At 74.0% G+C, this 12,690-nt stretch carries 15 protein-coding genes and 2 pseudogenes; 13 read left to right on the top strand and 4 right to left on the bottom strand.

Annotated elements, in window-relative coordinates:
* The first annotated feature begins 82 nt into the window (after window positions 1–82).
* Window positions 83–595 carry a molybdenum cofactor biosysynthesis protein gene (locus tag ACFV9M_RS35415; RefSeq protein ID WP_385076851.1) on the top strand — a complete coding sequence of 171 codons (513 nt, stop codon included), beginning with the start codon at window positions 83–85 and terminating at the stop codon, window positions 593–595.
* 12 nt (window positions 596–607) lie between these two features.
* Here ACFV9M_RS35415 and ACFV9M_RS35410 read toward each other — a convergent pair whose 3' ends face one another.
* The 3 genes from ACFV9M_RS35410 to ACFV9M_RS35400 all read right to left on the bottom strand — a co-directional run bounded on the left by ACFV9M_RS35410 (window position 608) and on the right by ACFV9M_RS35400 (window position 2,537).
* Window positions 608–1,057 (bottom strand): ATP-binding protein, encoded by a 450-nt coding sequence (locus ACFV9M_RS35410; protein ID WP_385076848.1) that lies wholly within the window; start codon window positions 1,055–1,057, stop codon window positions 608–610.
* A 221-nt stretch (window positions 1,058–1,278) separates the two neighbouring features.
* Window positions 1,279–2,115 (bottom strand): chitosanase, encoded by an 837-nt coding sequence (locus ACFV9M_RS35405; protein ID WP_385076845.1) that lies wholly within the window; start codon window positions 2,113–2,115, stop codon window positions 1,279–1,281.
* A gap of 149 nt (window positions 2,116–2,264) precedes the next feature.
* Window positions 2,265–2,537 carry a hypothetical protein gene (locus ACFV9M_RS35400; RefSeq protein WP_385076842.1) on the bottom strand — a complete coding sequence of 91 codons (273 nt, stop codon included), beginning with the start codon at window positions 2,535–2,537 and terminating at the stop codon, window positions 2,265–2,267.
* Between the two features lie 234 nt (window positions 2,538–2,771).
* Between ACFV9M_RS35400 and ACFV9M_RS35395 the strand changes: the two genes are divergently transcribed.
* From ACFV9M_RS35395 to ACFV9M_RS35370, 6 genes are all read left to right on the top strand, one after another.
* The gene (locus ACFV9M_RS35395; protein ID WP_385076839.1) at window positions 2,772–3,410 is read left to right on the top strand and encodes a hypothetical protein; all 639 of its coding nucleotides are present in this window, start codon (window positions 2,772–2,774) and stop codon (window positions 3,408–3,410) included.
* Between the two features lie 128 nt (window positions 3,411–3,538).
* Window positions 3,539–4,009 carry a hypothetical protein gene (locus tag ACFV9M_RS35390; RefSeq protein ID WP_385076837.1) on the top strand — a complete coding sequence of 157 codons (471 nt, stop codon included), beginning with the start codon at window positions 3,539–3,541 and terminating at the stop codon, window positions 4,007–4,009.
* A 144-nt stretch (window positions 4,010–4,153) separates the two neighbouring features.
* A complete protein-coding gene (locus ACFV9M_RS35385) occupies window positions 4,154–4,606 on the top strand; it encodes a flavodoxin family protein (RefSeq protein WP_385076834.1) in 453 nt (150 codons plus the stop codon).
* 248 nt (window positions 4,607–4,854) lie between these two features.
* A complete protein-coding gene (locus ACFV9M_RS35380; protein ID WP_385076831.1) occupies window positions 4,855–5,229 on the top strand; it encodes a hypothetical protein in 375 nt (124 codons plus the stop codon).
* A gap of 184 nt (window positions 5,230–5,413) precedes the next feature.
* Entirely contained in the window at window positions 5,414–5,851 is a 438-nt protein-coding gene (locus tag ACFV9M_RS35375; RefSeq protein ID WP_385076828.1) for an ArsR/SmtB family transcription factor, read from the top strand.
* 111 nt (window positions 5,852–5,962) lie between these two features.
* The gene (locus ACFV9M_RS35370) at window positions 5,963–7,213 is read left to right on the top strand and encodes a DUF3500 domain-containing protein (RefSeq protein ID WP_385102637.1); all 1,251 of its coding nucleotides are present in this window, start codon (window positions 5,963–5,965) and stop codon (window positions 7,211–7,213) included.
* Window positions 7,214–7,400: 187 nt separating this feature from the next.
* Here the strand turns inward: ACFV9M_RS35370 and ACFV9M_RS35365 are convergent, their stop codons facing one another.
* Window positions 7,401–7,637: a hypothetical protein gene (locus ACFV9M_RS35365; protein WP_385076824.1), complete on the bottom strand. Its 237-nt coding sequence runs from the start codon at window positions 7,635–7,637 to the stop codon at window positions 7,401–7,403.
* A 295-nt stretch (window positions 7,638–7,932) separates the two neighbouring features.
* On the opposite strand from ACFV9M_RS35365, the gene ACFV9M_RS35360 reads away from it, so the two are divergent.
* The 6 genes and pseudogenes from ACFV9M_RS35360 to ACFV9M_RS35335 form a co-directional block, all read left to right on the top strand.
* Window positions 7,933–8,400 (top strand): hypothetical protein, encoded by a 468-nt coding sequence (locus ACFV9M_RS35360; RefSeq protein WP_385076822.1) that lies wholly within the window; start codon window positions 7,933–7,935, stop codon window positions 8,398–8,400.
* Between the two features lie 114 nt (window positions 8,401–8,514).
* Complete coding sequence (locus ACFV9M_RS35355; protein ID WP_385076820.1) at window positions 8,515–9,195, top strand: TetR/AcrR family transcriptional regulator; 681 nt, start codon at window positions 8,515–8,517, stop codon at window positions 9,193–9,195.
* Between the two features lie 7 nt (window positions 9,196–9,202).
* Window positions 9,203–9,982, top strand: a complete 780-nt coding sequence (locus tag ACFV9M_RS35350) for an SDR family NAD(P)-dependent oxidoreductase (protein WP_385076817.1) — start codon at window positions 9,203–9,205, stop codon at window positions 9,980–9,982.
* Window positions 9,983–10,004: 22 nt separating this feature from the next.
* On the top strand, window positions 10,005–11,045 hold the full coding sequence (locus ACFV9M_RS35345; protein WP_385076814.1) for an NAD(P)-dependent alcohol dehydrogenase: 1,041 nt from the start codon (window positions 10,005–10,007) through the stop codon (window positions 11,043–11,045).
* 274 nt (window positions 11,046–11,319) lie between these two features.
* Window positions 11,320–12,197 (top strand): annotated as a pseudogene (locus tag ACFV9M_RS35340) (cytochrome P450); the annotation flags it as partial.
* A pseudogene (locus tag ACFV9M_RS35335) lies at window positions 12,194–12,690 on the top strand (hypothetical protein); the annotation flags it as partial. The pseudogenes ACFV9M_RS35340 and ACFV9M_RS35335, both read left to right, overlap by 4 nt.

Below are 12,690 nucleotides of genomic sequence, written 5' to 3'. Positions count from 1 at the left end.
TCTCTCCCCCTCTCTCCCCCTCCCTCTCTCCCCCGCCCCGTCCCCCGTCCTCGGGGTGGGCGGGAAGGCCTAGGGTGGACCCGTGATCGAGGTGGAGGTCGTGCAGCTGCTGGTGTCGCCGGTGCACCGGCTGTCGGGGCGTCCCGCGGACGGGCCGGCGGACGGGCCGGGCGGTGAGCTGGTGGAGTCGGCGCCGGTCCGCGGCGGTCTCGGACTGGTCGGCGACCGCTACTTCGGCCGCCCGGCGCACCGGGACGCGGCGGTGACCCTGATGTCCGCCGAGCACCTCCCCCTGGACCTCAACCCCTCCGCCGACCTGCGGCACACCCGCCGCAACGTCCTGCTGCGGGGCGTCGACATCGACTCCTGCGTCGGCTCGACGATCGTCCTCGAAGGGGCGCACGGCCCCGTGACGTTCGCCGTGAACCGTCCGGCGCGGCCCTGCGCGTGGATGGACGTCACCGTCGGCCCGGGTGCGCAGCGGGCCCTGCGCGGCAAGGGCGGGGTGCGGTGCACGCCGTTGTCCGACGGGGTGCTCGCCCTCGGCCGGGCCACGCTCCGCGTCGTGGACGCCGAGGGGCCCGTGCCGCGCTGACCCGCCGCCCGCTCACAGTCCGTCGAGCAGGCCCAGGCGGGCGACGATCCGCTTGCCGACCGGTTCGCGCACGACGGAGACGTCCTGGGCCACGGCCATCACGATCTCCAGGCCGTGCTGGCCCACCCGTGTCGGGTCCGCGCCGCGCGGCACCGGCAGCGCCGGATCGCTGTCCCACACCGCGATCTCCACCGCGGCACCGTCGATGCGCAGGTGCAGCAGAACCGGCCCTGGGGCGTGGCGGAGCGCGTTGGTGACCAGTTCGCTCACCACCAGCTGCGCCACGTCCAGGGTCCGTGCCGAGACCGGCACCCCGTGCTCGCGCTGGACGCGCGTGAGGAAATCACCCGTCAGATGCCGTGCCCCGGCGATACAGCCGTCCTCGCCGTCGAGGGCCAGCGTCGTCTCGACAGGGCCCGCGTCGGGCCCGAAAGACCTGTCGTCGGGCGGGACTGGTTCCATCCGGACCGCCTTCATTACCCCGTTCATGGCCGCGCGCCTACCCCCGAAGCGGCCACCTATGCCTCACGAGCATCACGGGCGCGTCCGCGTACGCGTACGAGCGGTACGCGACGCGTGGGAGCGGTCCGCGTACACGTGCGGGCCGTCCGCATACGCGTGCCCGCCGTCCGCATACGCGTGCGGGCCGTCCGCGTGCGCGGGCGGGCGGAGCGGGGCGCCGGTCAGCCGATGTGATATCCGTCGCCGTACACCGCCCAGTCCAGGGGCGGTTCCAGGTCGAGGTTGCCGGCGCGCAGGAAGACGCGCTGCGCGGTGTCGACCCGGCTGGTGTCGCTGTGCGCCTCCTCCTGTCGCATCGCCCGGACCCGGGCGTCGAGGAAGGCGTCGAGGTACGCCGTCTCGTCGCCGCCCCGGGCCGGTGGCTGCGCCCTGGCCAGGGCGCGCTCACGGATGGCGCGGAAACCGGCGTCGTCGTCCCCGTCGCCGTGCATGACCAGGGCGTCGAAGTACGCGAACTGGCCGAGGGCGCGCAGGCCGTCCGCGGTGGCCCGCCGTACCGCCGGGTCGAAGTAGACGCGGTCGCGTTCGTCGTCCTGGGCCTGCTGGAAGGCGGTGTCCCGGGCGGCCCGGCGCCAGTCCTGCGGGAAATGGGGGTCGAGGCCCGCGTGGGAGTCGGTGCCGTCGACCGCGCGCAGGGCGGGCAGGTACCGGGCGAGGACGTTGCCGGGGGCGCGGTCCGTGTAGAGCTCGACCAATTCCAGCATGTCGCCGGTGCCTGAGCAGAAGCCGACGGTGCCGGCCGTGTATCCCCGGCCGTCGCCGATGTCCTCGACGTAGGCGTACTGGGCCCTCCAGTCGAGGGAGGAGTTCTCCGCGCTCGACACCAGCCGCATGGCGATCTCCTTCTTCGCGGGGTCGTCCAGGCCCCCGCCTGCGCGGGGCACTGCGGCGGCCGTGGACGAGGAGATCGGCGGGTGCGCCGTCGACGCGGCGAGGAGGGCGAGTGCGGTGCGGCGGGTGGCGGCCGCCAGGTTCCGCGCGGCACGAGGGAGGTGCACCACAGGAGCTCCAGGTGGGGGGACGCATGGGTGGACAGATGGGGGCGGATGGGTGGACGGGGGTCCATGGGCAGGGGGAGGGGGAGGGCGCGTCGGCGCGGGGCCGGTCAGCGGTGCCGGGTCAGCGGTGCCGGGTCAGCGGTGCCGGGTCAGCGGGTGCCCGGCTCGTCGCACCGCCAGTCGAAGCGGCGGGCGTCCGCCGGGCGCCGCACGTACCACGCGCGGCCACCGGGGCCGTAGCGGCCTATCTCCGTCGTCAGCGCCACCTCGTGCCGGTCACCGGGGGCGTGGTGTGTGACGTCCAGCAGCAGGCCGTCGAGCGGTCCGCCCACCAGTTGCGCGTACGCACGGTCCGGGCGGGGGCTCGCGTCGTCGTGGTCGGCGCCGTAGACCCGGCCCCGCATGAAGTCAGCCTCATCCATGGCCGGCAGTTTCGCACCCACCACTGACAACGACCTGTGAGGCCGACCGCTCCCGAGGGCGTTCTTCGGCCAAGGACATGGCGGAAAGGCATCGGACACGGGCACGGCGTCACCCCGCGGGTATCACTTCCCCACACGTCGTCAGGAACGGGGTGGGGGGTGCCGGCCCTGGGGGGACGCGGGGGGCGGGGAGCACCGGCGGGTGAGTCGTCACGGGCCCGGCGGCGCCGGGTCGTGCGCGAACTGCGGGCCGCGGGGCGCTACGGCCCGCGGTTGCGCGACGCGCTGCCCGGGCTGGTAGGGCTGGTCCTGATCGTGTGCGGGGCGACCGCGGCGCTCGCGCTGGCGGGCCGCGCCGCCGGTGTCTGGGTTCCCGTCCTGGCCGTCGGGGCGCTCGGCGGCGTGGCCGTGGCCGTGGGGCGCCGCACCCGGCAGCCGGCCCGGAGGCGGCGCGGCTACTACAGCGCCGAGGAGCTGGCCGAGCTGGATCTGCCGGCGCTGGTGCTCGCCGTGGCGCGGATGCTGCGCCGGGACGGGTGGCGGGTGGTGCCGCCTCCCGCGCACAGCTCCCCGCACCTGGCCGCGCGGGACGGGCGGGGGCGGCTGCTCGACGTGGCGTTCCGGCCGGTGGCCGAGCCGCTGCCGGACGAGGAGACGGCCTGCTCCTGCCTCTCACGGTCCGGGCCCGCACGGTCCGGGCCCCCGCTGCGGCTCGTCGTGCACCGCGGCTCGTTCACGCACCGGGACGAGGCCTGGGCCGCGCGCCAGGGACACACGTATCTCATCGACGGCACCCGGCTCCGGCTCTGGGCGTGCGGGACGCCGTTGGCCGAGATCGCCGGTCTCGGCCGTCCCGAGCCACGCCACGCCTGAGCGGCCCGGCCCGTCCGGCCCCCGGCGCCGGTCCCTCCCCGCCCGGCGCTGACCCGTTCGAGTGGCCCCGTTCCGCGCATCGTCGTAGCGTCGAGACCTGACCGGGCGCACGACGGGCTGGAGCGGACATGCGCGGACACATCACGAGGACGGCGGCCCTGCTCTGTGCCGCGCTCGGACTCGTCGCGGCGATGGGTACGGCGTCGGCCGCGCCCGCCGCGTCATCCTCCGGGGCGGAGCGGGCGGCCGCGCGTCAGACCGCGCCTCCCGTGCTGGTGGACTGCTTCTGGCACCCGCAGAAGCGGCCTACCGCGTACATCCTGGCCTGCGGCGACGGCAACAGCCGCCTGGCCTCCCTGAAGTGGGACCACTGGCGGGCGGACTCGGCCAGGGCCAGAGGGGTCAACGTCGTCAACGACTGCAAGCCGTACTGCGCCGTGGGCACCTTCCACTCGTACCGGGTCGTCGTACGGCTCGACCGTCCGAAGCCCTGGGCGAAGGATCCGCAGACGCAGCGCTACGGACGGATCAGCCTCGAGTACACCGGGGAGCGGCCGGAGGGCTTTCCCCGGGTCGTGCGCTACCCCCTGTGGGACTGATGCGGGACTGCTGGTGCGGGACTGCTGATGCGGAACTGCTGATGCGGAACTGCTGCGGACCGAGTCGGGGCGGGTACGCCACCACCCTGCCGTGGTGACGGCGCGGCTTGCGGCCTGCCCGCCGAGCGGGCAGGGTTCGGTGCCGTGGCCACCTTGCTGATCGTCCATCACACGCCCTCCCCGAACTGCCAGGCGATGTTCGAGGCCGTCGTCTCCGGCGCGACGGACCCCGAGATCGAGGGCGTCCGGGTGGTCCGCCGGGCCGCGCTGGCCGCGACGGCCTCCGACGTCCTGGGCGCCGACGGCTACCTGCTCGGCACCCCGGCCAACCTCGGCTACATGTCGGGCGCCCTCAAGCACTTCTTCGACCAGGTGTACTACCCCTGCCTCGACACCACCCGCGGCCGCCCCTTCGCCTACTACGTGCACGGCGGCAACGACGTCACGGGCGCGGTCCGCGGCATCGAAGCCGTCACGACGGGCCTGGGCTGGCGGCGCGCCGCCGAGCCCGTGACCGTCACCGGGGAACCCGGCAAGCCGGACCTCCAGGCCTGCTGGGAACTGGGCGCCACGACGGCCGCGGGCCTGATGGCCTGACGGCCGGACACACCACGGCGGGGACGTCAACTTGCCTTTTTGCATGCGGAGTTGGGCCGCCCTCGCAGTCTCCGCACCCGCAGCCGCACCCCATCCGCCGGTCAGAAAACGACAAGGATCTTCACTTTTCGAACATCCTCACCCCAGTTCCGGAACCCACCATCCTCACGGGTGACCAGCTCCGTACCGTTCCGGGCACGAGCGGGGCCGGAGGAACCCGGGCTCGCGCAACCGGCAGGAGGAGCGCCATGGCGAATGTGGAGATCTCCCTCAAGGAGATGATGACCGCGATCGAGGGGGCGCTGGGCGCGGCGGTCGTGGACTACACCAGCGGTATGGCGCTGGGCACGCTCGGCGGCGGCAAGGACCTGGACCTGTCCATCGCCGCCGCGGGCAACACCGACGTGGTCCGCGCGAAGGTCCGCACGATGGAGCACCTCGGCCTGACCGGAGAGATCGAGGACATCCTCATCACGCTCGGCAGCCAGTACCACATCATCCGCCTGGTCGGGAGCCGCCGGAGCGCCGGGCTGTTCGTCTACCTCGTCCTGGACCGCGCCCGGTCCAACCTGGCCATGGCCCGCCACCAGCTCAAGCGGATCGAGGCACAGCTCGAGGTGTAGCCGGATCGGCGGCCGACGGCTTCGCACGCCCGCGAGTTGCGGTCTTCTTCAACTCGACACATCCACAACCATGCATCACCGGGGCGTGCGGGGCCCGCGGTCGCCAGGATCGTGAGGACGCCGGACGCAGGACGCAGGACGCAGGACGCAGGACCCGAACGCGGCAGGGAGCGAGCGAACGACCATGCAGGTCCCCCTCTACCAGGCCAAGGCCGAGTTCTTCCGCATGCTCGGGCATCCCGTGCGCATCAGGGTCCTCGAACTGCTGCAGGGCGGCCCCGTCGCCGTGCGGGACCTGCTCACCGAGATCGAGATCGAACCGTCGAGCCTGTCGCAGCAGTTGGCGGTGTTGCGCCGCTCCGGGATCGTGGTGTCGATCCGGGAGGGCTCGACGGTCAGCTACGCGCTCGCCGGCGGCGACGTGGCCGAACTGCTGCGCGCGGCCCGCCGCATCCTGACCGAACTGCTCGCGGGACGCAACGAGTTGCTGGCCGAGCTGCGCCAGGCCGAGCCACCCGCGCGATCCGGCCCCGCACACCCACGGCCGTCTCCCGAGCCCGGGCCGCCGGCCCGCCCGGACGCCCCGCTGCCCGTCCCGCAGGGCGGTCCGGGAGGGGGCTGACGGGCGCCGCCGCGCGCTCACAGGTCCGCTTCAGGTCCGCCGTGGAGGTTGGACCGCATGCACGGACACAGACCACGTACTCCCGGAGCCGAGCGCAGCAGGCGCTGGTTCATGAACAAGGCGCTGCTCGTCGGCGGTGCCGCCGCGGTGGCCACGATGACCGGCTGCTCCTCGGAGTCCTCCGGTACCGCGGCCTCCGCCTCCGGCGCTCCGAGCGGTATGCCGTCGGGAGGCCCGGGCGGCATGGGGCCGGGGGCGAGCGAGGTGAAGTACGCCGACTTCGTGGGCGTCACCACCGACGGCAAGGTCGTCGAGGACCTGTACTCCATCCACTCCACCGGCGTCTCCACGGACGCGCTCGTCAAGGCGGCGCAGGCCTTCCTCGACGGCCTGTCGACGGCGCAGCGGCGGTCCACCCTGTTCGACATCGAGGCCGACGAATGGCTCGCCTGGAGCAATGTCGACGGGTACGAGCGTGAGGGCGTCCGCATGGGCGACCTCACCGAGAAGCAGCGCGACCTCGGGTACGCGCTGCTGGGAGCCGCCCTGTCGGCGGAGGGGCTCACCCAGACCCGCAACATCATGAAGCTCAACGCGTTCCTGGGCGACTACAACGGCGGAGGCAAGGAGACCCTCACCGAGGGCCACTACTTCTTCACCGTGATGGGCACACCGTCGACGACCGACCCCTGGGGCTTCCAGTACGAGGGCCACCACGTGGCCATCAACTACTTCGTGCTCGGCGACCAGGTCGTCATGACGCCGACCTTCATGGGCTCCGAGCCGACCTCGGCCACCTACAACGGCGAGAAGATCACCCTCTTCAAGCCGGAGACCACGGCCGGCCTCGCCGTCATCCGGTCGCTGACGGACGCCCAGCGCGGCAAGGCCGTCTCCACCACCGAGGAGAAGGCGGGCGACAACTTCAAGGCCGGCGCCGGGAAGGACAACGTCCAGCTCGCCTACCAGGGGCTGCGCGGCTCCGAACTCACGGCCGCCCAGCGCGCCGAGCTCCTGGACCTGGTCGGCGTGTACGTCGGCTACATGCCCGAGGGGCACGCCGCGGTGAAACTGAAGGAGGTGGAGAAGCACCTCGACGACACGTACTTCTACTGGCTCGGCGAGACCGACGACGACTCCGCCTTCTACTACCGGGTGCACAGTCCGGTCGTCCTCATCGAGTACGACGCCCAGTCCCCGCTCGCCTACGGCAACGACAACAGCGGCGGAAACGGTGGCGGCGGCATGGGCGGCCCCGGCGGGACACCGACGCAGCAGCACATCCACACCGTCATCCGCACGCCCAACGGCGGGGACTACGGGGTGGACCTGCTGAAACTGCACCTGGAGAACGACCACTGACCGGCCGGTGAGCGCCCGGTGACCGGCGACGGCCAACTGTCGGCCCGACCGCCGGCCAACCCTCGGCCCGACCGCCGACCGCCGACCGCCGACCGCCCGTCCGCGGCCCGGACGTCGCGGCCCAGACACATCGGGGCCCGATCGCCGTGAGAAGGTCACGGCGATCGGGCCCCGCGGGCTGTGCGCGTCAGCCGCCGCTCAGGCGGGCGCGCAGCAGGTCCTTGCCCAGTTCGGCGCCCTTGCGGCTGTCCGCCTGAGCCTTGCGGAACAGGTCCGCGACCTCGGTGTCGTCGCCGCGCTCGGCGTCCTGGATGTAGGTCTCCAGCCTCAGCGCGTTGTTCAGACACGCCTCCACGTACCAGATGAGGTTGTAGTCCTTGTCCCGCGTGCCGGTCACGTCGCCGGTCTCGGTGCCAGTGGCCATGCGAGCCTCCTCCCAGCGTGATCATCGACGTCTCGCCGATCCGGTCGCCGGGTACCCCTCACCCCCTCGGGCACACCGGGCCGCCCGCCACCGCGTTGCCCGTCGGCTCGGCCGAACAGGGGTGCGGAACCCGAACGAAACATCCCAAACGCCAGGATCCGCCACCCCTTCCGCCCCGTAGAAATATCTACCAGCATGCAGGTGCCGAGTCGGCGCGCGGCCGACGGCGGCCCGAGAACGGTGTGCCGCGCGCCCTCGTGCGCCGGCCCCGGGCGGATCTGCTGTGGAGCCGGACATGAGCGATGCGATGTGGGCGCGGGGCGTGGAGTGGCTCGCCGCCGCCGCGAGGGACCCGAGGGTCTGCAAACGGGACTGGGACCAGGGCAGTGGGATCGTCCTGCTGGAGGCGGGGCGGTACTGGGACGTGCTCAGCGTCCCCGGCCACCTGGGCCTGATCACCCTGGACCTGCTGTGGCAGCCGTCGCTGCCGGTTCCGGGGCCGACCCTCGTGGACACCGCCGCCCACCGGGTGGGCTTCTTCCTGCCGCCCGAGCCCGGCAGCCGGTGGATCGGCGCCGGAGTGCGGCACGCGGGCCGCGGCTCCTGGATCGCGGTGCCTCCGCCGTACCGGTCCGCCCGGTCCCTGGAGTGGCTGGTGCCGCCGGACGGCACCGGCTCGCTGCACGCCCCCGCCACACTGGAGCTGGCCCTGCGTCAGGCCAACGCCTCCCTCGCCGTACTGACCCCGCCGAGCGGGGCGTGAGCGCCCGGTCCGCACCTTTCCCCGCCACCCTCCGAGTCTCGTCATGTCCCAACGGGACAGAAGTCCCGGGGAGACTCATGTCCCAGTGGGACATCAGGGTGTAGCCTCAGAGGCATGAAGGCAACGGAGCCCACGACCGCACCGGCCGCCGGCACCCCCGAGGACCGGCGGCGGCGCAAGGCGCGCCAGACCCGGGACGCCCTGGCCACCGCGGCGATCGACCTGATACTGGAGCACGGCCTGGCGGGCACCACGGTGGAGGCGATCGCGGAGCGCGCGGACGTGACACGCCGCACCTTCAGCCGGCACTTCACCGGCAAGGAGGACGCCGCCCTCGACTTCGTGCGCGGCGACGGCGACCGCATCAACGCGCTGCTGCGCGACCGGCCCGCCGGTGAACCCCCGCTGCTCGCCTACCGCCGCGCGGTGCGCGCCTGGCTCGCCGACCGCGAGCACCCGGCCTGGCACGTGCGGCCGCGCATGCGGCGGCTGCTCGCCCTGGTGGACCGCGAGCCCGCCCTGTTCGCCGCCTACGAACGCATCCGGGTCGACGCCCAGGAGGAGTCGATCCGCATCCTCGCCGACCGGCTCGGCACCGACGACGTCCGGGACGTCCGTCCGGCCGTCGTGGTCGACGCCGCCGCCGGCGTCCTGACCGCCGCGCTGCGCCTCTGGGCGCGCGGCGCGGACGACGACTCGGGAGCCGCAGACCTCGCCGCCCTGGTGGAGCGGGCCTACGACGCCCTGATCGGGGAGGCCGCGTCCGCGGGCTCCCCCGGCACTACCGAAGAGTGAGAGCACCATGAGCACCACCCCCGTCACCGACTACGCCGCCGAGTTCGCCGGCCGGACCGCGCTGGTCACCGGCGCCGCCTCCGGCATCGGTCTGGCCACCGCCCGCCGCCTGGGTGCCGGCGGCGCCCACGTCGTCATCGCCGACTACAACGCGGAGGGCGCCGAGAAGGCCGCCGCCGAGCTGACCGCCGAGGGCCTGACCGCCGCCGCCGTCGAGGTGGACGTCACCCGCCCCGCCTCCGTCGAGGCGGCCGTGCGGTTCGCCGTCGACACCTTCGGCGGCCTGGACCTGGCCGTGAACAACGCCGGCATCGGTGGCCCGAGCGCTCCGACGGGCGAGTACGACATCGACGCCTACGACCGTGTCGTGCGCACCAACCTCGACGGCGTCTTCTACTCGATGCGCTACGAACTGCCCGTCATCGAGGCCGGCGGCAAGGGCGGCGCGATCGTGAACGTGGCCTCCATCCTCGGCTCGGTGGCCTTCGCCGGCTCCCCCGCCTACGTCGCCGCCAAGCACGGCGTGGTGGGCCTGACCAAGTCGGCCGCCGCCGAGTACGCGGCGCGCGGCATCCGCGTCAACGCGGTCGGCCCCGGCTTCATCGAGACGCCCCTGCTGCGGGAGATGGACAAGGCGGCCTACGACGGCCTGGTGCGCCTGCACCCGGCCGGCCGCCTGGGCCGCTCCGAGGAGGTCGCCGAGCTGATCGTCTTCCTGCTGTCGGACCGCGCCTCGTTCGTGGCCGGCAGCTACCACCTGGTCGACGGCGCCTACACGGCCGTCTGAGCACGGAAGGGAGAGTCAGGTCATGAAGGCACTTCAGTACCGCACCATCGGCGCGCCGCCCGAGGTCGTCACCGTCCCCGACCCCGAACCCGGGCCGGGCCAGGTCCTGTTGAAGGTCACGGCGGCCGGGGTGTGCCACTCCGACATCGCGGTGATGAGCTGGCCCGCGGAGGGCTTCCCGTACGAACTGCCGCTCACCCTCGGCCACGAGGGCGTCGGCACGGTCGCCGCGCTGGGCGCGGGGGTCACCGGGGTGCGCGAGGGCGACGCGGTCGCCGTGTACGGGCCCTGGGGCTGCGGGGCGTGCGTCAAGTGCGCGGAGGGCAAGGAGAACTACTGCCTGCGCGCCGACGAACTCGGCATCCGCCCGCCCGGCCTGGGCGCGCCGGGCGCGATGGCCGAATACATGCTGGTGGACGACCCCCGGCATCTCGTGCCCCTGGACGGTCTCGACCCGGTGGCGGCGGTCCCGCTGACCGACGCGGGACTCACGCCGTACCACGCGATCAAGCGTGCCCTGCCCCGGCTGGTGCCGGGCTCGACGGCGGTCGTCATCGGCACGGGCGGCCTCGGGCACGTCGCCATTCAGTTGCTGCGGGCGCTGACCCCGGCGCGGGTGATCGCGCTCGACGTGAGCGAGGACAAGCTGCGGCTCGCCCGGGAGGTGGGAGCCCACGACGCGGTGCTGTCGGACGCCGCCGCGGCGGACGCGGTGCGCGCGCTCACCGGCGGCCTCGGCGCGCAGGCCGTCTTCGACTTCGTCGGCGCGACGGCGACCGTGGCGACCGCGGGCGCGGTCGCGGCCGTCGAGGGCGAGGTGGCGATCGTCGGCATCGGCGGCGGCACCCTGCCGGTGGGCTTCGGCCAACTGCCCTTCGAGGTGTCCGTCCACGCGCCGTACTGGGGCAGCCGGGGCGAACTGGCGGAGGTGCTCGCGCTCGCCCGGGCCGGGGCGGTCTCCGTGCACACCGAGACCTTCTCCCTCGACGAGGCCCCGCTCGCCTACGAGCGGCTGCACCACGGCCGGATCAACGGGCGTGCGGTGATCCTGCCGAACGGCTGATCACCCGGGCACAGGTCCCGACCCGGGCCCGCATCCGCGGATCCGGGTCCGGGTCCGGGTCCGGGGGCAGGGTCCGCGGGGTGCCCGGGAAGGGTCCGGGGCCGGGTCCGGGTCCGGGTCCGGGTCCGGGGGCAGGGTCCGCGGGGTGCCCGGGAAGGGTCCGGGGCCGGGTCCGGGGCCGGGTCCGGGGGCAGGGTCCGCGGGGTGCCCGGGAAGGGTCCGGGTCCGGGAAGGAACCGGGACCGGGACCGGGACCGGGGCCGGGGCGGTTCGGCACGACCCGCGCGCGTGGGAGGAGACCGTGCCCGCCGACTCCCCGGTGCTCGGCATGATGCGGTGGCGGCCCAACGCCCTGTTCGCCGACGGGGCCGCCCACGTCCGCTACCGCGCCACCCTCATCGACGTGTTCGACCTGGTGGAGCCGTACGGCCTGCGGGCGCGTGTGCACCGGGCGGTGCGTCTGCTGGCGGGCCGGATCGGGCCGCGCGGCGAGGCCGACCTGGTCGGTGACTTCTCGCGGCCGCTGACGGCTTTGGTCCTCAACGACCTGTTCGGGCTGCCGGACAGCCAGGGCGACCGGCTCGACGAGGGGCTGGGCGAGATGATGGAGGGCGGCGCGCAGGCCGCCGAGGGCGAGGCCCAGTACGCCGGGTACGTCCTGGACCTGATCGAGGCCAAGGCCGAGCGCCCCGGCGACGACCTGATGGACGCGGTGGTCGAGGTGCTGCACCACGAGACGCCGCTGGCCAACTACGGCGTCTACTACGCCCGCGGGCCGGCGGTCCTGCACGGGGTGCGGCTGCGCGACGCGGTTCCCGTCGTGGTGTCGTACGGGGCGCTCGGCCTCCCCGACGGCCCGAAGGACGGGGAGGGCGCCCCGCTCGCCGGGCGGGAGGCCGGCGGCGGCCGTCACCCGCGCGACGCCTCGCACCTGTCCTGGGGCGCCGGTCCGCACGCCTGCCCGGTCCGGCAGCACGCGCTGCTGCTGGTCACGGAGGCGATCGAACGGCTCACCCAGTGGCTGCCCGACCTCGACCCGGTCCTGCCCCGCGAGCGGCTGAGCCGGCGGCCGGGCCCCTTCCCCGCTCGCTGACCGCCCTGCCCGTCCGCTTCGCGCCCGGCTCGCCCGACCAGCCAGGAGTCCCGCCGTGAGCGTCACCCCCCGCGTCGACCGCGTCGCCCTCGACCCGTTCGGCTCCGACATCCCGGGCGGGAGCGCCCGGCTGCGTGCCCTCGGTCCGATCGTGCCCGTGGAGCTGCCCGGGGGCATCCCGGCCTGGGCGCCCACCGGTCACGACGTCCTCAAGGAGCTGATCCTCGACCCGCGGGTCAGCAAGGACCCGCGCCGGCACTGGCGGCTGTGGCCCGAGATCGGCCTGGCGTTCGGGATCGGGGTGGACCGGTGCGTCGGCGCTCCGCTGGCCCGGATGGACGCGCTGACCGCGCTGCCCGCCCTGTTCGAGCGGTTCCCCGAGCTGCGGCTGGACGGGGGTGCGGAGGCGCTGCGGCAGGTGCCGTCGTTCATCGCCTCGGCTGGCGGGAGATCCCGGTCCGCCCGCGCGGCTGAACGGGCGGGACGGTGTGGGCGCGCGGCTGAACGGGCGGGACGGTGTGGGCGCGCGGGGTCACGACCGGTCCCCCGCTC

The sequence above is a fragment of the Streptomyces sp. NPDC059895 genome, from assembly GCF_042731035.1.
Lineage (GTDB): Bacteria > Actinomycetota > Actinomycetes > Streptomycetales > Streptomycetaceae > Streptomyces.
The sequence above is the reverse complement of the archived record's forward strand: the minus strand, read 5'-3'. Positions and strand labels throughout refer to the sequence as shown.

What these genes read in the sequence shown, in the direction of transcription:
- ACFV9M_RS35400 (WP_385076842.1), bottom strand. Translation starts at nt 2,537, where the DNA reads ATGGATGAGGCTGACTTCATGCGGGGCCGGGTCTACGGCGCCGACCAC.
- ACFV9M_RS35345 (WP_385076814.1), top strand. Translation starts at nt 10,005, where the DNA reads ATGAAGGCACTTCAGTACCGCACCATCGGCGCGCCGCCCGAGGTCGTC.
- ACFV9M_RS35380 (WP_385076831.1), top strand. Translation starts at nt 4,855, where the DNA reads ATGGCGAATGTGGAGATCTCCCTCAAGGAGATGATGACCGCGATCGAG.
- ACFV9M_RS35375 (WP_385076828.1), top strand. Translation starts at nt 5,414, where the DNA reads ATGCAGGTCCCCCTCTACCAGGCCAAGGCCGAGTTCTTCCGCATGCTC.
- ACFV9M_RS35370 (WP_385102637.1), top strand. Translation starts at nt 5,963, where the DNA reads ATGAACAAGGCGCTGCTCGTCGGCGGTGCCGCCGCGGTGGCCACGATG.
- ACFV9M_RS35365 (WP_385076824.1), bottom strand. Translation starts at nt 7,637, where the DNA reads ATGGCCACTGGCACCGAGACCGGCGACGTGACCGGCACGCGGGACAAG.
- ACFV9M_RS35390 (WP_385076837.1), top strand. Translation starts at nt 3,539, where the DNA reads ATGCGCGGACACATCACGAGGACGGCGGCCCTGCTCTGTGCCGCGCTC.
- ACFV9M_RS35350 (WP_385076817.1), top strand. Translation starts at nt 9,203, where the DNA reads ATGAGCACCACCCCCGTCACCGACTACGCCGCCGAGTTCGCCGGCCGG.
- ACFV9M_RS35410 (WP_385076848.1), bottom strand. Translation starts at nt 1,057, where the DNA reads ATGGAACCAGTCCCGCCCGACGACAGGTCTTTCGGGCCCGACGCGGGC.
- ACFV9M_RS35360 (WP_385076822.1), top strand. Translation starts at nt 7,933, where the DNA reads ATGAGCGATGCGATGTGGGCGCGGGGCGTGGAGTGGCTCGCCGCCGCC.
- ACFV9M_RS35355 (WP_385076820.1), top strand. Translation starts at nt 8,515, where the DNA reads ATGAAGGCAACGGAGCCCACGACCGCACCGGCCGCCGGCACCCCCGAG.